Raw genomic sequence first — 20,234 nt, 5'->3', positions numbered from 1 at the left:
AAGGTCCTGCCATGACGAAAATATCACTGGTCGTCTCCGACGTCGACGGCACGCTGCTGACCAAGGACAAGACGCTGACCGAGCGCGCGAGGTCCGCGGTGCAACGGCTGCACCAGGCCGGCATCGGCTTCACCATTACCTCCAGCCGCCCCGCCATCGGCATGCGCTTCCTGATCGAGCCGCTGGCGCTGTGGCTGCCGGTCGGCCCGTTCAACGGCTCCTCGATCGTCGATCCCGAGATGAACCCGGTCGAGCAGCATCTGATCCCGGCGAGCGCGGCCGAACGGTCCCTGCAGATCCTCCGCGAATTCGGCGCCGACATCTGGCTGTTCACCACCGACAAATGGCTGATCGACAATTCGAACGGCAAATACGTGCCCCACGAGCAGCATACGATCCGCTCCGAGCCGACCATCGTGACGGATTTTACGCCCTACCTCGCCAGCGCCTGCAAGATCGTCGGCGCCAGCGCCGATGCGGCCGGGCTCGAGCGTTGCGAGAAGGCGATGCAGGAGGCGCTCGGTGGCGACGCGACCGCGGTACGGTCGCAGACCTACTACCTCGATATCACCCCGCCCGGCTTCGACAAGGGCACCTTCGTGCAGGCGATGGCCAAACGCCTCGGCATTGCCACCGACGCCGTCGCCACCATCGGTGACATGCAGAACGACCTCGCGATGTTCCGCGTCAGCGGCACCTCGATCGCGATGGGCAACGCCACCGACAGCGTCAAGGACCAGGCGACGCACGTCACCGCGACCAACGAGCAGGATGGCTTTGCGGAGGCAATGGAGATGATTTTGAAGCGGAATGGGGTGGGATAGACCGCCCATCAGTGCGCGACCTTGGGAATTGAGCAGCTAACTTTTCTGGGCGATGGCGCGCAGCTATTCAGGCAGGCGCTGCCATCCGATCAATTGCACCAGCTCAGGGCAATCCTGTCCCATCTGCCGCCGGATCATGCTGGACTGAGGCTACGAGGCGTCCAGGGGCTCGTACCCTTCCTAGCCGCGAGCGGACATATCGGAAGCTGCGCCGCGTCGGTGCTTGGCGAGGCTTGTCGTCCGGTCAGGGCCATCCTGTTCGACAAAACCGCCGCGACGAACTGGGCGCTGGGCTGGCACCAGGATCGCACCATCGCCGTGAAGGAACGCATCTCCGTCGATGGTTTCGAGACCTGGAGCGTCAAGAGCGGCATGCAGCATGTCGAGCCGCCCTTTGCGCTGTTGTCGGGCATGGTGACGTTGCGGGTCCATATCGATCCTGTTCCGGCCGGCAATGCGCCGCTGTTGATCGCGCCCGGATCGCACGAACTTGGCCGAATTGCCGAGGAGAATTTGAAGGACGTTGTCCGCCGTTGCGGCACGATCGCGTGTCTGGCCGATCCCGGCGACATCTGGCTCTACGCCACGCCAATTCTCCATGCATCGGATGCCGCGACCGTTCCGATGCATCGCCGCGTCCTGCAGGTGGACTTTGCCGTCGGCGAGCTCCCCGGCGGCCTGGAGTGGCTTGGGGTCTAGAAAAGGGCCGTCACTACTTCGACCGCTGCACCGCCGGCTTGTCGCACTCCTGCCGTGCAGCCGACAGATTATGCGCGGTGTTGATCAGTGCGATATGCGTCAGCGCCTGCGGGAAGTTTCCGGTCTGGCGCCGGGCGCCTGAATCATATTCCTCGGCTAGGAGACCGACGTCGTTGGCGATGCCGACGACGCGGTCGAGCAGGATTTGCGCCTTTTCGAGATCGCCCGCCAAGACATGCGCATCGGCCAGCCACAGCGTGCAGGCCAGGAAAGCGCCCTCGATCGGCTGCGTCTCCTCGGACACCTCGCGCGGATCGTGCCGCAGGACAAAACCGTCGCGCATCATGTGCTTCTCGACGGCCGCGATGGTGCCGCGGATGCGCGGGTCGCCCGCCGGCAGGAAGCCGACGGCCGGGAGCAGCAGCACGCTGGCGTCGAGCAGCTTTGAGCCATAGGACTCGACGAAGGCGTTTTCCTCGGCGTCAAAGCCCTTGTTGCAGACATCGCGATGAATGGCCTCGCGCAGCGCGCGCCAATGCAACAATGGCGCCTTGAAGCCAAAGGTCTCAGCGCTCTTGATGCCGCGGTCGAACGCGACCCAGGTCATCACTTTTGAGAAGACATAGTGCCTGGGCTGTCCCCGCCGCTCCCAGATGCCGTGATCGGGCTGGTCCCAGACCTCGGCGAGATGCTGGAGTACCGCGCATTCCAGCGACCAGGTCTCATCATCGAGTTGGAGCTTGGCCATGCGCGACTGATGGAAGGCGTCGATCAACTCGCCATAGACGTCGAGCTGGAGCTGCGCATGCGCGGCATTGCCGACGCGCACCGGCTGAGAGCCCTCATAGCCGTCGAGCCAGCCCGCCTCCCATTCCAGCAATCGCCGCTGGCCCCAGATGCCGTACATGATCTGCATGTTGGCCGGCGATCCGGCGGCTGCACGCAGCAACCAATTGTGCCAGGCCAGGGCTTCCTCGGTGTAACCCGAGTTCATCAGGGCCAGCAGCGTGAAGGTGGCATCGCGCAGCCAGCAAAAGCGATAGTCCCAATTCCTCGCGCCGCCGAGCTTTTCCGGCAGCGACGTGGTCGGCGCGGCGACAATGCCGCCGGTGGGAGCGAAGGTCAGCGCCTTCAGCGTGATCAGCGAGCGCATGACGAGATCGCGATACTCGCCGTCATGTGTCGAGCGGCCGCTCCACTCCTGCCAGTATTTTTCGGTCTCCTGAAGTGCGATCTCCGGATCGATCGCTTCAGGCGGATCGAGATGCGAGGGGCCGTAGGTCAGCACGAAGGGCACGGTCTCGCCGGCCTTCACCTCGAAATCGGAGACCGTGGTCATGTCCTCGCCGCGAGTCGTGGCCGGCGTGCGCAGCACCGTCATGTCCTGACCGGCGATCGCCAGCAGGGAATGGTCGATCCGGCGCACCCAGGGAATATCGACGCCGAAGCCGAAGCGGATGACGAGCTCCATCCGCATCTTCACCGTGCCCGTGAGGCCGCGCACAAGCCGCACGATGTCGGAGGCTTTGCCACGCGGCGGCATGAAGTCGATCAGTGCGACCGTGCCATTCTCAGTCTCGAAGCGCGTCTCGAGGATGAGGGTGTCGCCGAGATAGCGGCGCGAGATGCCGCTGACGTCGTCGGCCGGCGCGATCAGCCAGCGGCCGTTCTTGGGCGTGCCGAGGATGGCGGCAAAGCAGGCGTCGGAATCGAAAGCCGGCCAGCACAGCCAGTCGATCGAGCCGTTGCGTCCGACCAGCGCCGCGGTCTCGCAGTCGCCGATCAGCGCATAATCTTCGATCTTCTGGGACAATGTTTTGCGAGCCTGAAAAATCCCCGCGTATCAACGCCCGCCGATCAAGGAACGTTCCCGCGTCGCGGCCTTCAAAGCCGCGAGATCGACCTTCGAAGCGATCTTGTCGAGCGAAACAGGCAGGCGCTGGCGCCAGTTCGGATGCTCGTCGATCGTGCCGGGGATGTTGGGCTGGTCGAGCACGCCCAGCAGATCCTCCAGCGACACTGCCAGCAGGCGCGACGGCGTGCGCGAGAGGAAGGCGAGGACCGAATAGAGGTCGTTGGCGGTGATACCGTTCTCGCGCAGGACTTCGTCGAGCTGTCCCAGCGCATCCCATCGATCCTGTTCGTTCTCGCCGGGATCGAGCCCGAGCGAACGCTTGACCCTGAGATCGCTGAAGGAGCGCCAGCCCGCATAAGTGCAGAGATCATGCGTGTTCAGCGTGACCAGCGCGTTGGGCCGGTAGAAGTCGCTGTTGCGGAAACGGCCGGCATCATCGCGCTCGAACATCATGACGAGGTAGGACCAGATGCCGAAATCCTGCATGGTCTCGCGGAAACCTTCCGGCACGGTGCCGAGGTCCTCGCCGATCACGATGCACTTATGCGCCGTGCTCTCGCGCGCGATCGCGCCGAGCAGTGCCTCGAATGGCATTTGCACATAGGCGCCGTTATCAGGCTTGAAGCCGCGCGGCACGAGATAAAGTCGCTTCAGCCCGAGGACGTGATCGATCCGGATCGCTCCGGCATGGCGCATCGAGGACGCCAGCATGTCCGCAAACGGAACGAAGGACTGCGCTTCGAGGCCGCCGGCATTGAAGCCGGCGAGCCCCCAGTCCTGGCCCGCGGTGTTGAGCACGTCTGGCGGCGCGCCGACGGCGAGATGGCGGGAAATCGCCGTCTGCTCGTTCCAGGCATCGAAGCCGTTGGACTGCACGCCGACCGCGACGTCGAGATAGAGCCCGACGCGCATGCCGAGCTGGCCGGCCAACTCCTTGGCGGCCTGCAATTGGCTATCGGCCGTCCATTGCACGAATTCGACGAACTCGACCTCGTGCTTGTCGGGACCGTTGCGCAATTCCGCGCATTTGGCCTCATCCGGCTGCTGCCATTCCTGCGGCCATTCCCACCACGGCACCGTGAAGCGATGGCGCAGCACCTCGAAGCAGGCGAACCGGGACAACAACGGTGCGCGGTCGGCGCGGAAGGCGTCGAACTCGTTGCGGCGGACACCGCTCGCGCTTTTCACAAAGCTGTCAAAGGCGGCACGCAGGCCCAGCCATTTCAACGCCGCCATGTCGGCATAGGGGACGCGGTCGCCTTCGCGCAACCGTGCGGCGGTCGCGGTGGCATCAGGCACGAGATCGGTGGAATATTCCGGGATTGCCTCGACATCGATATAGAGCGGATTGAGAAACAGCCGGCTGTTCGGCGAATAAGGGCTGCAATCGGCCGGGTGATTATCGAACAACACGTGCAGCGGATTGAGCCCGACGCCGTCGGCGCCCAACTGCTTGGCGAGCCGAACGAGGCCGGCGAGATCGGTGAAATCGCCGATGCCCCAATTGCGGTCCGAGCGGATGCTGTAGAGCTGCACGGCGAGCAGCCAGCCACGGTCGAAATCGCCGCCAAAGGCGCGCTCGGGTGCCACGATCATGGGCACATCTTCCGTCGCACCTTCGGCATCGGTGAGTGTCAACCGGTGATAACCGAGCGGCAGGTCGGCGGGCCAAGCGATCACGGGCTCGCGCGTCTCGCCTTCCGCGATCACCTTTGCGTTGCCGGCGATTGTCCATTTCAGCGGCGGCGCGCCGATGGCCGCCAATTCGGTGCGCGCATGTCGCAAGGCGCGCACCACGACGGGCCCGTTGACGAAACGATAGACCCGCTTCTCCGGGAGGGCGTCGAGGATGGATTTGAGCGCCTCGGGCGCGGTGACCCGCAACTTTCCGAGGGCATCGACGAATTCGGACTGAACGCCCTTGATCTGGGCTTGAGCTAAAAGATCCATTCGGCACGCAGCTTGCAAGCCAATATCTGGCCGGGGGCATCGATTTTAACGAGGTCGCGGAAGAGGTTAGTCAGGGGTAACTCGCAAACCGCGCCTGCTGTTCCCTGGGGAACCAATGACATACAAGCGGCTTTCTATATAGGTACCAAGCGTAGGTTCCCGACAAGGGAAACGGGCCCCTGCACTCTTGTCAATGGCATCACCGTGAACAAGACAATTCAAACTGTCGAGAGTGCCGCAGCCGGCAGCACTTTCATCATCGAGGACGTCTATCCCTTGGTCGACGGCGGCCGCTTCGCCGTGAAGCGGATCGCGGGCGAGCGCGTCGAAGTCTGGGCCGACATCTATCGTGATGGCGACGCCGTGGTCAGTGCAGCGCTGATCTGGCGCCGCGAGCAGGACCGGGAATGGCGGAGCGAGCCGATGATCCATCACGGCAATGACCGCTGGTCCGGCGCGTTCACGCCGGTCGAGCCCGGCCAATATGTCTACGCCATCGAAGCCTGGACCGACGAATTCGCCACTTGGCGTCATGGAATGGAGCGAAAGCAGCTGACAGGCGCCGATGTCACGATCGATGCGATTGAGGGTGCCGGCCTTCTGACCAAGGCGCATGGCGCGCGGCAGGACGCCGCAGCCCTCATCGTCAGGCAGTGCGAGGATTATCTTCAGAGCGGCGATGTCGCCTCGCTGCTTGCAGCCGATCTCGGCGAAGCCATGGCCGACAGCCAGTCGCGGCCCGACCTTACCCGCTCGCAAAACTTCCCGCTGATCATCGACCGCGACAAGGCCCGCTGCGGCGCCTGGTATCAGATGATGCCACGCAGTCAGAGCCAAGACTTCAGCCAGGTCGCCGGCCGGCACGGCACGCTCCGCGACTGCATCGCGCGCGTGCCCGACATCGCCGCGATGGGTTTTGACGTGCTCTACTTCACGCCGATCCACCCGATCGGCAAGACCCGCCGCAAGGGCCGCAACAATGCGCCGGTGGCGAGCGAAGGCGATCCTGGTTCGCCCTACGCGATCGGCGCCGCCGAGGGCGGACACGACGCGCTGCATCCCGAGCTCGGCACGATCGAGGATTTTCGCGCGCTGGTCGCGACGTGTCTTGAGTACGGCCTCGAGCTGGCGCTCGACTTTGCCGTGCAATGCTCGCCGGACCATCCCTGGCTGGCACAGCATCCGGAATGGTTCAAATGGCGGCCGGATCGCTCGGTGCGGACGGCGGATGGTCCGTATTCGGACATCGTCATCCCCGATTTTGCCTCCGTCGACAGGGCCGGGCTGTGGAATGCGTTCCGCGATACCATGCTGTTCTGGATCGACCATGGCGTCACGATCTTTGCCATCGACAATCACGACACCGCGCCACTTCCGTTCTGGGAGTGGCTGATCGGCGACATCCGCCGTCGGCATCCCGAGGTAATCCTGTTCTCCAAAACATATGCGCGGCCGAAGCCGATGAAGGGCCTCGCCAAGCTCGGCTTTGCGCAGTCTTTCAGCTATTTCCCCTGGCGCACGGCCAAGTGGGAGCTTGAGCAATATTTTGCGGAGCTGACACGCTATCCCGAGAGGGATTTTTATCGGCCGAACCTGTTCGTGAACACGCCGGATTTATTGCCCTATCATCTCCAGAGCGGTGAGCCCTGGGCGTTCAAATCCCGCGTCGCGCTGGCGGCGACGCTGTCCGGCAATTTCGGTATCTTTGGCGGATTCGAACTGCTGGAGCACGAGGCTGTGCCCGGCCGCGAAGAATACCTCGATTCCGAAAAGTACCAGATCAAGCAGCGCGACTGGGACAAGCCCGGCAACATCAAGCCTTACATCACAGTACTCAACCGTATCCGCAACGACAACGCAGCGCTTCGGCAGACGGCGGATTTGCGCTTCCTCGGCATCGAGGACGGCGAGACGATCGCCTTCGCCAAGGAGGCGGCCGACGCGACCAACACCGTCGTTGTCGTCATCGCCCTCTCGCGCCATGTGCGCGAATTCTGGTTGCCGCTCGGCGACCTCACCATCGACGCCGGCGGCGAACGCCGCCCCGTCACCGCCCTCGAAAATCTCCTGACAGGCGAACAGTCCCGCATCGAATGGGGCGGGATCAAATTGCGTATCGATCCCGACCGCGATCCGGCGCTGCTGTTCCGCTGCCTGGCGTAAGGATCACGCCATGAATGTATTGTCTTCCGTCGACACCAAGAAGGCCGAGGCTGCAGAGACCGTGGACGAGCTCTGGTACAAGGACGCCATTATCTATCAACTTCACGTCAAGGCGTTTGCCGACAGCAACAATGACGGCATCGGCGACTTCGCCGGGCTGACCGAGAAGCTGCCCTATCTCCAGGAGCTCGGCGTCACCGCGCTGTGGCTGCTGCCGTTCTATCCTTCGCCCGGCCGCGACGACGGCTACGACATCGCCGACTACGGTTCGATCAATCCCGATTTCGGGACGATGAAGGATTTCAAGCGTTTCATCCAGGAAGCGCAGAAGCGCGGCCTGCGCGTCATCACCGAGCTCGTCGTCAACCACACCTCGGACCAGCACGACTGGTTCAAGCGCGCCCGCCGCAGCCCGGCGGGCTCGAGCGCCCGCGACTGGTATGTCTGGAGCGACAACGACCAGAAATACCAGGGCACGCGGATCATCTTCACCGACACCGAGAAATCCAACTGGACCTGGGATCCCGAGGCCGGCGCCTTCTACTGGCATCGCTTCTTCTCGCACCAGCCCGATCTCAATTTCGACAATCCGCGCGTCGTCAGCGCGCTCATCCAGGTGATGAAGCGCTGGCTCGATGCCGGCGTCGACGGATTCCGCCTCGACGCCATTCCTTATCTCTGCGAACGCGACGGTACCAATAACGAGAACCTCCCCGAGACACATGCCATCATCAAGCGCCTGCGCCAGGAGCTGGACTCCTACTCCAAGGGCAAGCTGCTGCTGGCCGAGGCCAATCAATGGCCGGAGGACGTGCAGGAATATTTCGGCCGTGGCGACGAATGCCACATGGCCTATCACTTCCCGCTGATGCCGCGCATCTACATGGCGATTGCGCAGGAAGACCGCTTCCCGATCACCGACATTTTGCGCCAGACGCCGGACATTCCCGCGAGCTGCCAATGGGCGCTGTTCCTGCGCAACCATGACGAGCTGACGCTGGAAATGGTCACCGACGTCGAGCGCGACTATCTCTGGACCACTTACGCCAACGACCCGCGCGCCCGCATCAATGTCGGCATCCGCCGGCGCCTCGCGCCGCTGATGGACAATGACCGCCGCAAGATCGAGCTGATGAACTCGCTGTTGCTGTCCTTCCCCGGTACGCCGATCATCTATTACGGCGACGAGATCGGCATGGGCGACAACATCTATCTCGGCGATCGCAACGGCGTGCGCACGCCAATGCAGTGGAGCCCCGACCGCAATGGCGGCTTCTCCCGCGCTGATCCCGCCCGCCTCTACGCGCCGCCGATCATGGACCCCGTCTATGGCTATGATTCGGTGAACGTCGAGGCGCAGTCGCGCAGCCTGTCGTCGCAGCTCAACGCGACCAAGCGGCTGATCTCGGTACGCAAGTCGACGCTGGCCTTCGGCCGCGGCACCATGACCTTCATCCGACCGTCCAATCGCGCGGTGCTGGCCTATGTCCGGCAGTATCGCGATGAGGTGATCCTCTGCGTCGCCAACCTCTCGCGCGCCGCACAGGCGACCGAGCTCGATCTCTCGCCGTGGACGGACCGCATTCCGCAGGAAATGCTCGGCCGCACGCGTTTCCCTGCGATCGGCGAACTGCCCTACATGATCACGCTCGGGCCCTACGGCTTCTACTGGTTCCAGCTCACCGAGCGCGACAAGTCCGAGCCGGTGACGCCGCGCGCGGTGCCGGAATTCGAGACGCTGGTCGTACCGGTCAATTCGAACTGGGTATCGCTTGCGCGGGAGCGCGGCATGTTCGAGCGCGACGTGCTGCCGGGCTTCCTGTCGCGGACACGCTGGTACCCCGAGCACAATCCCAAGCACATCAAGGCCACCCTGACCTCGGCGGTGCCCTTCAGCGACATCGGCGACAACAGACCCTGGATCGCGTTTTTCGAGACCACACAGGACGATGTGACTACGCGCTACGTGCTGCCCATGCAAATCGAATGGGTGCGCTTCGACCGCGAACGCTTCAACCCGAAAGCCCTCGCCGCCGTGCGCCAGGGCGCGCGCGAGGGCACGCTGCTCGACGTCGCGACCGAGCAGATCTTCATCGGGCTGTTCCTGCGTGGTCTTTCGCAGAACCTGGTGGTGGACGAGAACAATCTGCGGCTGGAATTCAAAGCGACCAGCCGGTTCGCCGACTACACCATCAAGGAGCCCGGACGCATCCGCGCGATCGAGCAGTCGAACAGCACGGCGCTGGTCGACAACCAGTATGTCGCAAAAATCTATCGCCATCTCGAAAGCGGCATCAATCCCGAGATCGAGATCGGCTGCTACCTCACCGAGATCGCGCGCTTTGCAAACGCTCCGGCGCTGCTTGGCAGCGTCGAGCTGGTTGAGGGCGATAGCCACAGCGCGCTCGGCGTATTGCACGCCTATGTCGAGAATCAGGGCGACGGCTGGGCCGTCACCAACGGCTATCTCGACCGCTATATCGACGAGCAGCGGCTGGCGCTGGTGGACGAAGCGCGCCGCGAGACGCAGGAGCAGGCACCCTATCTGCACTTCATGGCGCAGATCGGCCGGCGCCTCGCCGAACTGCATGTGGCGCTCGCTGCCGCAAAGGCCGAAAATCTCGCGCCGGAGCCGATCGGCTCCGCACACACCAGGCGCTGGGTATCCGACCTCAAGGCACGGGCCGAGCGGGTTTTCGAACGGCTCGCCGACAGAAGCGACGGCCTGCGCGAGGGCGATCGTGCCCTGATCGACCAACTGGCCGCGGTCCGCGCGACCCTGTCGGACCATCTGAATGCGCTCTTGCCATCCGGCATCGCTGGGTTGAACATCCGTCATCATGGCGACTTCCGCCTCGGGCAAACTCTGATCGTGAAGGACGACATCTTCATCATCGATTTCGACGGCGATCCGCGCCTGCCGCTGGCCGATAAGCGGCGCAAGCTGCCTGCCGCGCGTGACGTCGCCGGCCTGATCCGCTCGATTGATCTTTCGGTTAACGCGGCGCTTAACCGGGCGCTCTCGGGTGGGACTCTAGAGCAGGGCCGGCTCACCGCCGCGCTCGGGAAATGGCGCGAACGCGCCACCGCGACGTTCCTGTCCGCCTATCGCGAGGCCATGACCGATCGGCTTCTGTGGCCGCAAGACCGGCAGGCCGCGGACGGCATGTTAAGGTTTTTCCTGCTTGATCAAGCGTTCGACGAAGTAGAGTACGAACTGCTCCACCGGCCGGAGGGGCTCCATGCGCCGCTGACCAGCCTGCTTCGCATCCTGTCCAGTGCCGAGAGCGAAGCCCATGCCTAAACTGCCAGCCGAGGCCTACGCGATCATCGAGGGCCGCCACTCCGATCCCTTCCATTATCTCGGACTGCATCCCGAGGGCGGCAAGAGCGTGGTGCGTGCGTTTCTGCCCGAGGCCTCCAATGTCGAGGCGGTCGGCGAGCATGGCGAGGTGGCCCAGCTCGACCGCGTCCACGCTTCAGGCCTGTTTATCGGCGCTCTACCGAACGGCTCCAAGCGCTACCAGCTCCGCGCAAAATTCGGTGACAGCGTCGTCGAGTTCGAGGACGCCTATCGCTTCCCGCCGATCCTGACCGACTTCGATCTCTATCTGCTCGGCGAAGGCACGCATCAGCGGCTCTACGACAAGCTCGGCGCGCATCCGATGACACTCGAGGGTATCGACGGCATCGGCTTCGTGGTGCTGGCGCCGAATGCGCGACGCGTCGCCGTGGTCGGCGATTTCAATTTCTGGAACGCGCGGCGCCATCCCATGCGCGTGCGCGGCGCCGGCTATTGGGAATTATTCATTCCGCACGCCAAGGCGGGCGATCACTACAAGTTCGACATCATTGGCCCGCACGGCCATCAGCTGCCGATGAAATCCGATCCGCTCGCATTTGCGGCCGAAGTCCGTCCGAAGACGGCGTCGATCGTGTTCGACGAAGCGCATCTTCGGCGGCCACGCCCGGCGCCTGATGGCATCAATGCGCTGTCGGCGCCGATGTCGATCTATGAGGTCCATCTCGGCTCGTGGCGGCGCAAGAACGGCGATGAATGGCTGACCTATCGCGAGCTGGCCGAGCAGCTGCCGGCCTATGCCCGCGACATGGGCTTCACCCACCTCGAATTCCTGCCCGTCAGCGAGCACCCGTTCGACGGCTCCTGGGGCTATCAGCCGACCGGCCTCTACGCGCCAACCAGCCGCTTTGGCACGCCTGAGGATTTTGCAGCGCTGGTCGATGCCTGCCACCGCGAGGGCGTCGGCGTGCTGCTCGACTGGGTGCCCGGCCACTTCCCCGACGATCCACACGGGCTCGGCCAGTTCGACGGCACTGCTGTCTACGAGCATGCCAATCCGCTTCAGGGACGCCACCTCGACTGGGGCACGCTGATTTACAATTATGGCCGCACCGAAGTGACGAACTTTCTGGTGTCGAACGCGCTGTTCTGGCTTGAGCGCTACGCCATCGACGGTTTGCGCGTCGATGCCGTCGCCTCCATGCTCTATCTCGACTACAGCCGTCCGCCCGGTGCCTGGATTCCGAACCAGTATGGCGGCCGCGAAAACATCGAGGCGGTCGCATTCCTGCGCCGCTTCAACACCGAGCTGTTCGCACGCTTCCCGCAGGCGACCACGGCAGCCGAAGAATCCACCGCATGGCCGCAGGTCTCGCGCCCGGTCGAATTCGGCGGGCTCGGCTTCGGCTACAAGTGGAACATGGGCTGGATGCACGACACGCTGAACTACATCAGCAAGGATCCCATCCACCGCAAGCATCATCACGGCGACATCCTGTTCGGCCTGCACTACGCGTTCTCGGAGAACTTCATCCTGCCGCTGTCGCATGACGAGGTCGTGCACGGCAAACGCTCGATCCTCGGACGCATGCCCGGCGACGAGTGGCAGCGTTTTGCGAATTTGCGCGCCTATTACAGCTTCATGTTCGGCCATCCCGGCAAGAAGCTGCTGTTCATGGGCGCGGAAATCGCGCAAAGCCGCGAATGGAATCACGACCAATCGCTCGACTGGCACCTGCTCGAATACAAGACCCATTCCGGCATCCAGGCGCTGATCCGCGATCTCAACCGGCTCTATCGCGCGGTGCCGGCGTTGCATCAGATGGATTGCGATCCGGCCGGCTTCGAATGGCTGATCACGGATGACGCCAACCGCAACGTCTTCGCCTGGCTGCGCAAGGGAATTGACGAGCACGCGCGGTGCCTGGTGATCGTCAACTTCTCCCCCAACGTCTATCGCAACTACCGCGTCCCCGTACCCTTTGCCGGCAAGTGGAAAGAAGTGTTCAACTCGGACTCCGCCCATTATGGCGGCACCAATGTCGGGAACATCGGCGAGGTCCATACCGTTGACGGCAAGACGCCCGAGCTTCGCCTCACCATCCCGCCGCTCGCCGCGATCTTCCTCGTTCCGGAAAGCTGACATATGCGCCTGACTGCTGGATCGCCCGCACGCCTCGGCGCAAGCTGGGACGGACGCGGCACCAATTTCGCGCTGTTCTCGGCTAATGCGCAAAAGGTCGAGCTCTGCCTGTTCGACCCGCAGGGGCGACGCGAGCTCGAACGTATCGAATTGCCGGAGCGTACCGAGGACGTCTGGCACGGCTATCTCAACGACGTCTCGCCGGGCCAGCTCTACGGCTATCGCGTGCACGGCCCCTACGAGCCCGAGCACGGCCACCGCTTCAATGCCAACAAGCTGCTGCTCGACCCCTATGCCAAGCGGCTCTCAGGGCGGCTGGTCTGGAGCGACGCGCATTTCGCCTACCGCACCGGCTCACCGCGCGAGGATCTCTCGTTCGACCGGCGCGACAACGCGCGCGGCATGCCGAAGGGCGTCGTCGTCGACGAGACTTTTAATTGGGGCCGGCGCGAGATCCGCCCCAATATTCCTTGGGAAGACACCATCATCTACGAGGCTCACGTCAAGGGCCTGACGCAAAAGCGCGACGACGTGCCGCCGAATCTGCGCGGCACCTATGGCGGGCTGTCGTCGCCGGCGATGATCGAGCACCTGAAGAAGCTCGGCGTCACCACGGTGGAGCTGCTGCCGATCCACGCCTTCGTCGACGACCGGGTTCTGGTCGAGAAGAAGCTCGCCAATTACTGGGGCTACAACACGCTGTCCTTTTTCGCGCCGGAGGCGCGCTACGCCCAGGACAATGCGCTCGATTCCTTTCGCACCACGGTGGCACGGCTGCACGATGCCGGCATCGAGGTGATGCTCGACGTCGTCTACAACCACACCGCGGAGGGCAACCATCTTGGTCCGACGCTATGCTATCGCGGCATCGACAACGCCTCCTATTACTGGCTGAACCGCGAGAACCCGCGCTATTACGACGACTTCACCGGCTGCGGCTCGTCGGTGAACCTCACCCATCCGCGCGTGCTCCAGATGGTGATGGATTCGCTGCGCTACTGGGTCGAGGTCTGCCATGTCGACGGCTTCCGCTTCGATCTCGCCACCACGCTCGCGCGCGGAGCCAACGGCTATGATCGCGGCATTTCGTTCCTGACCGCGATCCGGCAGGACCCGGTGCTGGCGACTGTGAAGCTCGTCGCAGAACCTTGGGATCTCGGTCTCGGCGGCTACCAGGTCGGCGCATTCCCCTCGCAATGGTCGGAGTGGAACGACCGCTATCGCAGCGCCATGCGGCGCTACTGGAGCGGCGAAGGCAGTCTGATCGGCGATGTCTCCAGCCGCATGACCGCGTCCTCCGACCTGTTCAACCATGACGGACGACGGCCGCGCGCCAGCATCAACCACATCACGGTGCACGACGGTTTCACGCTGGCCGATCTCTTCAGCTATAACGAGAAGCACAACGAGGCCAACGGCGAGGACAATCGCGACGGCTCCAGCGACAACCACAGCAACAATTGCGGTGTCGAGGGCCCGACCGACGATCCCGGGATCATCGCCCTGCGGCGGCAGCTTCGCAAGAACGTGCTGGCCTGCCTGATGCTGGCGCAGGGCGTTCCGCTGATGCTTGCCGGCGACGAGGTCGGCAATTCGCAATCCGGCAACAACAATGCCTATTGCCAGGACAACGAGGTCGGCTGGGTCGGCTGGGACAATCTCGGCAAGGACGGCGACGACATGGTCGATTTCGTCGCCGATCTCGCCGACATTCGCCGCCGCTTCTCGCAGCTTCGCAGCCACCGCTGGCTCGACGGCCGGCCCAAGGACGGTCTCTCCTACGGCGCACTGTGGCTGACGCCCGCGGGCGACGAGATGACGGAGAACGACTGGAAATTTCCGGAAGGGCGGTTCCTCTCCTATGTGATGGGGCCGATGGAACCGGGGAGCGCCGCGATCTTTATCGTACTGAACGCCGCCCCCGAAGAGATTGCATTCAGATTGCCCAAAATGCCCGAATACAAGAGCTGGCAACAGATCCTGAACACGACGGATGCCAAGCTGAACAGTGTTGATTTTCTGCCCGGAAGCGACAGCAAGGCGCCGCCGCGCTCCGTGCTCGCTTTCGCGGGGGCGCTATGAGGCCGTCATTCGGGGCGCGGCCGACGAAAGACGGCGTATCGTTCCGGCTGTGGGCGCCCGCTGCGCGACGCGTCGATCTGCTGCTCGAGCGAAGGCACACGATGCAGCGCCGGCAGGATGGCTGGTATGTCGCCGAGATTGCCGGCCTGAATATCGGCAGCGGTTACAAATTCAGGATCGATGACGAGATCGACGTGCCCGATCCCGCCTCTGCTTTCCAGCCCAAGGACGTGTTCGGCCCGAGCGAGGTGATCGATCATGATTCCTTCGCGTGGCGCGCGCAAGATTGGCGTGGGCGCCCCTGGGAAGAGACGGTGCTGATCGAAACCCATGTCGGCACCTTCACGCGTGATGGCACCTACCGCGCCATGATCGACAAGCTCGATCATCTCGCAGCAAGCGGCATCACCGCGCTGGAATTGATGCCGCTGGCCGATTTCGCCGGCCGCCGCGGCTGGGGCTATGACGGCGTGCTGTGGTACGCGCCCGACAATGCCTATGGCCGTCCCGAAGATCTGAAGACGCTGATCGACGAAGCGCATCTGCGCGGGCTGATGGTGTTTCTCGACGTCGTCTACAATCACTTTGGTCCCGAAGGAAATTATCTCGGCCGCTATGCGCCAACCTTCTTCACCGACGCGCACACGCCCTGGGGCAGCGCGATCGACTATCGCGTGCCGCAGGTCCGCGCCTTCGCGGTCGAGAACGCGCTGTCCTGGTTGACAGATTATCGCTTCGACGGCCTACGGCTGGATGCCGCCAACCACATCCTGGCACTTCCCGGCGAGCAATCGATGCTGCACGATCTCAGCGTCGCCGTCGGCGAGCTTGCCAAGGCAACGGGACAACATATCCATCTCGTGCTGGAGAACGGCGACAACCGCGCCAGCATGCTGGATGCCGCGCAGGAGCCGCCGAACGGCAAATATCGCGCGCAGTGGAACGACGATTATCACCACGCCTGGCATGTAATGCTGACCGGAGAGCTCGGCGGCTATTACGCGGATTACCAGACGCCGCGCATGGATCTTGCGCGCGCGTTCGCCTCGGGTTTCGTCTACCAGGGTGAAATCTCGGAATTCTGGGGCAAGAAGCCACGTGGTGAAGCGAGCGGCGAGCTGCCGCCGGCGACCTTCGTCAACTTCCTGCAAAACCACGACCAGATCGGCAACCGGCCGCTCGGCGACCGACTCGAAAGCCTGGCATCACCGCAGCAGATCGAAGCCGCGCTTGCGGTGACGTTGCTCGCGCCGATGGTGCCGATGCTGTTTCAGGGCGAGGAATGGGGTTCGACAGCACCCTTCCCGTTTTTCTGCGATTTCCAGGGGGGACTTGCCGACGCCGTGCGCAAGGGGCGCAAGCAGGAATATGCCTGGGCCTACGAGAAATATGGCGACGAGGTGCCGGATCCGCTCGATCCCGCAACGATGCAATCGGCTGTGCTCGACTGGACTGGCCGCAAGCCGGAGCAGGAGGCGCGGCTCGCGCTGGTGCGCGAGTTGCTCGCGCTCCGCCGCAAAGAGATCGCGCCGCGGCTGAACGGTGCGAGCTTCGGCGATGCGGCTGCGGCCGATAATGGCTTGCTGACGGCGCATTGGCGCATGGGCGACGGCACGACGCTGAGCCTGACCGCTAATTTGTCTGACAAGGACATCACTTATTCCGGCAAGGCTCCGGGCGCGCCGATCTGGGGCGGCATGACCGGCGATCGGCTTCCGCCGTGGTCGGTAATCTGGCATCTCGGAGGTTAGCATGCCTCCTGCCATTCCTCTTGCGACTTACCGGCTCCAGCTCACCGCGGATTTCGGTTTCGACAAGGCCGCTGCCGTCGTGCCTTATCTCAAGGCGCTCGGGATCACGCATCTCTACACCTCGCCGGTGATGAAGGCGCGCAAAGGCTCGACCCACGGCTACGACACCGTCGATCACAGCCAGTTCAATCCCGAGCTCGGCGGCGAGGCCGGTTTTACGCGGCTGAGCGAAGCGCTGATCAAGCACGACCTCGGCCTCATCATCGATTTCGTGCCGAACCATGTCGGCGTGCATTTTGCCGACAATCCCTGGTGGCTGGACGTGCTGGAATGGGGCCAGGCCTCGCCCCACGCGGTGTCTTTCGATATCGACTGGGATCAATTGGCCTACCGCGCCCGCGGCGGCGTGCTGCTGCCGATCCTCGGCTCGTTCTATGGCGAGGCGCTCGAACGCGGCGACATCGAGCTGCGCTACGATCCCGACGAAGGCAGCTTTTCGTCGTGGTATTTCGAGCATCGCCTGCCGATCGCGCCGGAACGCTATGGCGAATTGCTGCGCATGATCGTGAAGGAAGCGGAAGCCGCCGAGACCGAGGCTGGCAAACGCCTGCTCTCGCTCGCGGCACGCTACACCGGATTACGCCGTCCCAACCGCAAGGAAGCGCCCGGCTTCAAGGCGGAGCTAAAGCAGATTGCGGACGCTGCGGATATCATCGCGCGCGGCCTCGCAGCCTACCGCACCGGCAAGGACCGCCCGGCGCAGACACTGGCGCTGCATCACCTGCTGGAGCGGCAGCACTACAAGCTCGGACACTGGCGGCTGGCGTCCAGCGACATCAACTATCGCCGCTTCTTCGACGTCAATGGGCTCGCGGGCCTGCGCGTCGAGGACGCGGGCACGTTCGCCGCCACGCATGGGTTGGTGAAGCAGCTCGTTGCCGACGGCAAGCTTCAGGGCATCCGCCTCGATCACATCGACGGCCTGCGCGATCCTGCGCAATATTGCCAGCGGCTGCGCCGGCTGGTGCGCGATGCGCAAGGCAACACCAAACCGTTCTACACGGTGATCGAAAAGATCCTGTGCGAGCACGAGCGCCTGCCACACTTCGCCGGCGTCCAGGGCACCACCGGCTATGAGTGGATGAACGTCATCACGCAGGTGCTGGTCGATGCCAAGGGGCTGGAGGCGCTGGACGAGACCTGGCGGCAGATCAGCAACCGCCCGCCGCGGCTGGCGCCTTACGTCAAGGACGCCAAGCGGCGCGTGCTGGAGACGCTGCTGACCAGCGAATTCACCGTGCTGACGCGGCTGCTCGCGCGCATCGCCAACGGACACTACTCGACCCGCGATTTTTCCGCAGACAGTTTGCGGCAGGCGCTCGAACTCTATGTGCTGCATTTCCCGGTCTACCGCACCTATCTCACGCATAGTGGCCCGACCGCGCTCGACCGCAAGCTGATCGACGATACCATCGCGCGCGCGCGCGGAGAATGGTTCGCCGCGGACGAAGGCATTTTCGACTTCCTGCGCGATGCGCTGACCATGGACCTGCTCAAACCCGGCCGCCCACCGCACAGCACCCCACGGGTTCGCCGCTTCGCGCTGAAGGTTCAGCAATTCACCGGGCCGATGATGGCGAAGTCGCTCGAGGACACCGCGTTCTACCAGTTTCACCGGCTGCTCGCGCTCAACGAAGTCGGTGGCGATCCCGCCAGCGCGGGCCTCACCATTCCCGCCTTCCACGAGGCCATGCGGGCCCGCGCCAAGGAATGGCCGCAGGGGATGACGGCGACCGCGACCCACGACACCAAGCGCGGCGAGGACGCGCGGGCGCGGATCGCGGCGTTGAGCGAGATTCCCGGCGAATGGACCAGCGCGGTGTCGCGCTGGAAGGTGCTGAACGCGCCACACCTTGCGCTCAACGGCAATCTGCGCGCGCCGTCGGCGACGTTCGAATACATGCTCTACCAGACCCTGCTCGGCGCCTTGCCGCTCCAGGGACCGGTCGATGCCGGATTCGTCGAGCGCATCCAGGCCTATGCGTTGAAGGCCGCGCGCGAGGGCAAGGAAGAAACGAGCTGGCTCAATCCGCATGACGCCTATGAGAGCGGCATCAAAGGCTTCATCGAGAAGATTCTCGATCCCGCGCTATCGGGCGAATTTTTGGAGGCGCTGCAGACGTTAGCGCGCCGCGTCGCGCTGCTCGGCGCGCTGAACGCGCTGAGCCAGCTTACGCTGAAGGCCACCCTGCCCGGCGTCCCCGACTTCTACCAGGGCACCGAATTCTGGGACCTTTCGCTGGTCGATCCCGACAACCGCCGCCCCGTGGATTTTGCTGCTCGCCACGCAGCCCTGGCGTCACTGGAAGCGCCGGATTGGCGCGCCTTGATCAAGAGCTGGCCGGACGGCCGGATCAAGCTGGCCTGGACGCGGCACCTCCTCGAGCTGCGCAATGAGCTCGCCAACGTCTTTGCGCAAGGCGATTACCAGCCGCTCGAGGTGCGCGGCGCGCACGCAGATCACGTCATCGCCTTCGCGCGCCGGCACGGCCGCGCCGCGGCGATCGTGGTGGTCGGGCGCCAATTCGCACCGTTCACGCAGGCGGGGCGGGAATGGCCTGCGCTCGAGGCTCTCGACGCCATCATCGACATCACCGGATACACCGCACCGGGCCTCGCGGGCAATGAACTGCCGCTCGGGCAGGCTCTCCGCGACTTTCCCGCCGGAATCATCGAGGCGCGCGCAGCGAGTGCCATCAGGCCTGCCCGGCAGCGCGCGCGCGCCTGAGATCTACTTTCCATCATCCTTGGTCAGCAGAAGCTGCCCGCGCTTGCGGATGGTCGCCTGCGCCATCTCGGCAAAGCGCTGCAACAGCCACGGCAGCACGACCTGCACCTTGACGTGATCGTCGGCGACATCGACCTGCCCGCTCGCGATCTGACCGAGTGCGCGGATGCGGAAGTTCAAGGTATCGCCGCTCCAGCGCTCTTCTTCGACCTGCATCACGGGAATGCTCGCTGCGGCGCGGCCGAGCCCGGTCTTGAGCCGGCGCACGGCCTCCTCGCGGCCGAGCTTATGTGGAATGGAGACGACAAGCGGTGCTGACATGATTCCTGCCTGTGGCGATTGATCCTCACATAGTCATGCCGGTAGGACGCGCAAAGGTTCCATGCAAGTTGGTCGTACAACCGGTGTTTCATCGGCGGAACTTTAAAACCTGCGGCAAGTTGCCCTCGCACCACGGGACAGGTGCAAGCGACCCTTTCAACAAAGGGCTGGAGGAGATTGTTATGTCTATCGGTACGATCATTCTGATCATCTTGGTCATCGCGCTGCTCGGCGGCTTCAGCGGCGTCGGCGGCGGGCCGTTCTACGGCACCGGCTATTACGGCGGCGGCGGCCTCGGGCTTGTCATCGTCATCCTGCTGATCTTGCTGTTGCTCGGACGGATCTAGGCGAGAGCTC

The 20,234-nt window shown here is 63.9% G+C and carries 12 protein-coding genes; 9 read left to right on the top strand and 3 right to left on the bottom strand.

Annotated features, from left to right (window positions below; all coding sequences use genetic code 11):
• Window positions 1-11 precede the first annotated feature (11 nt).
• Both BMW89_RS00265 and BMW89_RS00260 read left to right on the top strand, forming a co-directional pair.
• On the top strand, window positions 12-824 hold the full coding sequence (locus BMW89_RS00265; protein WP_092021488.1) for an HAD family hydrolase: 813 nt from the start codon (window positions 12-14) through the stop codon (window positions 822-824).
• Between the two features lie 219 nt (window positions 825-1,043).
• On the top strand, window positions 1,044-1,523 hold the full coding sequence (locus tag BMW89_RS00260) for a phytanoyl-CoA dioxygenase family protein (RefSeq protein WP_244547472.1): 480 nt from the start codon (window positions 1,044-1,046) through the stop codon (window positions 1,521-1,523).
• A 13-nt stretch (window positions 1,524-1,536) separates the two neighbouring features.
• Here BMW89_RS00260 and BMW89_RS00255 read toward each other — a convergent pair whose 3' ends face one another.
• A complete protein-coding gene (locus tag BMW89_RS00255) occupies window positions 1,537-3,336 on the bottom strand; it encodes a glycoside hydrolase family 15 protein (protein WP_092021484.1) in 1,800 nt (599 codons plus the stop codon).
• A 30-nt stretch (window positions 3,337-3,366) separates the two neighbouring features.
• Window positions 3,367-5,328: a 4-alpha-glucanotransferase gene (malQ, locus tag BMW89_RS00250; RefSeq protein ID WP_092021481.1), complete on the bottom strand. Its 1,962-nt coding sequence runs from the start codon at window positions 5,326-5,328 to the stop codon at window positions 3,367-3,369.
• 204 nt (window positions 5,329-5,532) lie between these two features.
• Between malQ and BMW89_RS00245 the strand changes: the two genes are divergently transcribed.
• The 6 genes from BMW89_RS00245 to treY are packed head-to-tail and all read left to right on the top strand — an operon-like array spanning window position 5,533 to window position 19,556.
• Window positions 5,533-7,491, top strand: a complete 1,959-nt coding sequence (locus tag BMW89_RS00245) for a maltotransferase domain-containing protein (protein WP_092021479.1) — start codon at window positions 5,533-5,535, stop codon at window positions 7,489-7,491.
• A gap of 10 nt (window positions 7,492-7,501) precedes the next feature.
• Window positions 7,502-10,795, top strand: a complete 3,294-nt coding sequence (treS, locus tag BMW89_RS00240) for a maltose alpha-D-glucosyltransferase (protein ID WP_092021477.1) — start codon at window positions 7,502-7,504, stop codon at window positions 10,793-10,795.
• Window positions 10,788-12,935 (top strand): 1,4-alpha-glucan branching protein GlgB, encoded by a 2,148-nt coding sequence (gene glgB / locus BMW89_RS00235; RefSeq protein ID WP_177195742.1) that lies wholly within the window; start codon window positions 10,788-10,790, stop codon window positions 12,933-12,935. Before treS ends, glgB begins: the two co-directional genes overlap by 8 nt.
• Window positions 12,936-12,938: 3 nt before the next feature.
• The gene (gene glgX, locus BMW89_RS00230; RefSeq protein WP_092021472.1) at window positions 12,939-15,017 is read left to right on the top strand and encodes a glycogen debranching protein GlgX; all 2,079 of its coding nucleotides are present in this window, start codon (window positions 12,939-12,941) and stop codon (window positions 15,015-15,017) included.
• The gene (gene treZ, locus BMW89_RS00225) at window positions 15,014-16,768 is read left to right on the top strand and encodes a malto-oligosyltrehalose trehalohydrolase (protein ID WP_092021470.1); all 1,755 of its coding nucleotides are present in this window, start codon (window positions 15,014-15,016) and stop codon (window positions 16,766-16,768) included. Before glgX ends, treZ begins: the two co-directional genes overlap by 4 nt.
• A 1-nt stretch (window position 16,769) precedes the next feature.
• Complete coding sequence (gene treY / locus BMW89_RS00220) at window positions 16,770-19,556, top strand: malto-oligosyltrehalose synthase (RefSeq protein WP_092021468.1); 2,787 nt, start codon at window positions 16,770-16,772, stop codon at window positions 19,554-19,556.
• A 3-nt stretch (window positions 19,557-19,559) separates the two neighbouring features.
• Here the strand turns inward: treY and BMW89_RS00215 are convergent, their stop codons facing one another.
• A complete protein-coding gene (locus BMW89_RS00215) occupies window positions 19,560-19,877 on the bottom strand; it encodes a polyhydroxyalkanoic acid system family protein (protein ID WP_092021466.1) in 318 nt (105 codons plus the stop codon).
• 182 nt (window positions 19,878-20,059) lie between these two features.
• Here BMW89_RS00215 and BMW89_RS00210 point away from each other — a divergent pair, with 182 nt between their 5' ends.
• Window positions 20,060-20,224, top strand: coding sequence for a DUF3309 family protein (locus BMW89_RS00210; protein WP_092021464.1), 165 nt, complete (start codon window positions 20,060-20,062; stop codon window positions 20,222-20,224).
• Window positions 20,225-20,234: the final 10 nt, after the last annotated feature.

It is taken from the genome of Bradyrhizobium sp. OK095 (genome assembly GCF_900109945.1).
GTDB lineage: Bacteria > Pseudomonadota > Alphaproteobacteria > Rhizobiales > Xanthobacteraceae > Bradyrhizobium.
The sequence above is the reverse complement of the archived record's forward strand: the minus strand, read 5'-3'. Positions and strand labels throughout refer to the sequence as shown.

Bases quoted from the DNA above. Each gene is read 5' to 3' on its own strand.
- BMW89_RS00265 (WP_092021488.1), top strand. From the start codon at position 12: ATGACGAAAATATCACTGGTCGTCTCCGACGTCGACGGCACGCTGCTG.
- malQ (WP_092021481.1), bottom strand. From the start codon at position 5,328: ATGGATCTTTTAGCTCAAGCCCAGATCAAGGGCGTTCAGTCCGAATTC.
- treS (WP_092021477.1), top strand. From the start codon at position 7,502: ATGAATGTATTGTCTTCCGTCGACACCAAGAAGGCCGAGGCTGCAGAG.
- glgB (WP_177195742.1), top strand. From the start codon at position 10,788: ATGCCTAAACTGCCAGCCGAGGCCTACGCGATCATCGAGGGCCGCCAC.
- glgX (WP_092021472.1), top strand. From the start codon at position 12,939: ATGCGCCTGACTGCTGGATCGCCCGCACGCCTCGGCGCAAGCTGGGAC.
- treZ (WP_092021470.1), top strand. From the start codon at position 15,014: ATGAGGCCGTCATTCGGGGCGCGGCCGACGAAAGACGGCGTATCGTTC.
- treY (WP_092021468.1), top strand. From the start codon at position 16,770: ATGCCTCCTGCCATTCCTCTTGCGACTTACCGGCTCCAGCTCACCGCG.
- BMW89_RS00215 (WP_092021466.1), bottom strand. From the start codon at position 19,877: ATGTCAGCACCGCTTGTCGTCTCCATTCCACATAAGCTCGGCCGCGAG.
- BMW89_RS00210 (WP_092021464.1), top strand. From the start codon at position 20,060: ATGTCTATCGGTACGATCATTCTGATCATCTTGGTCATCGCGCTGCTC.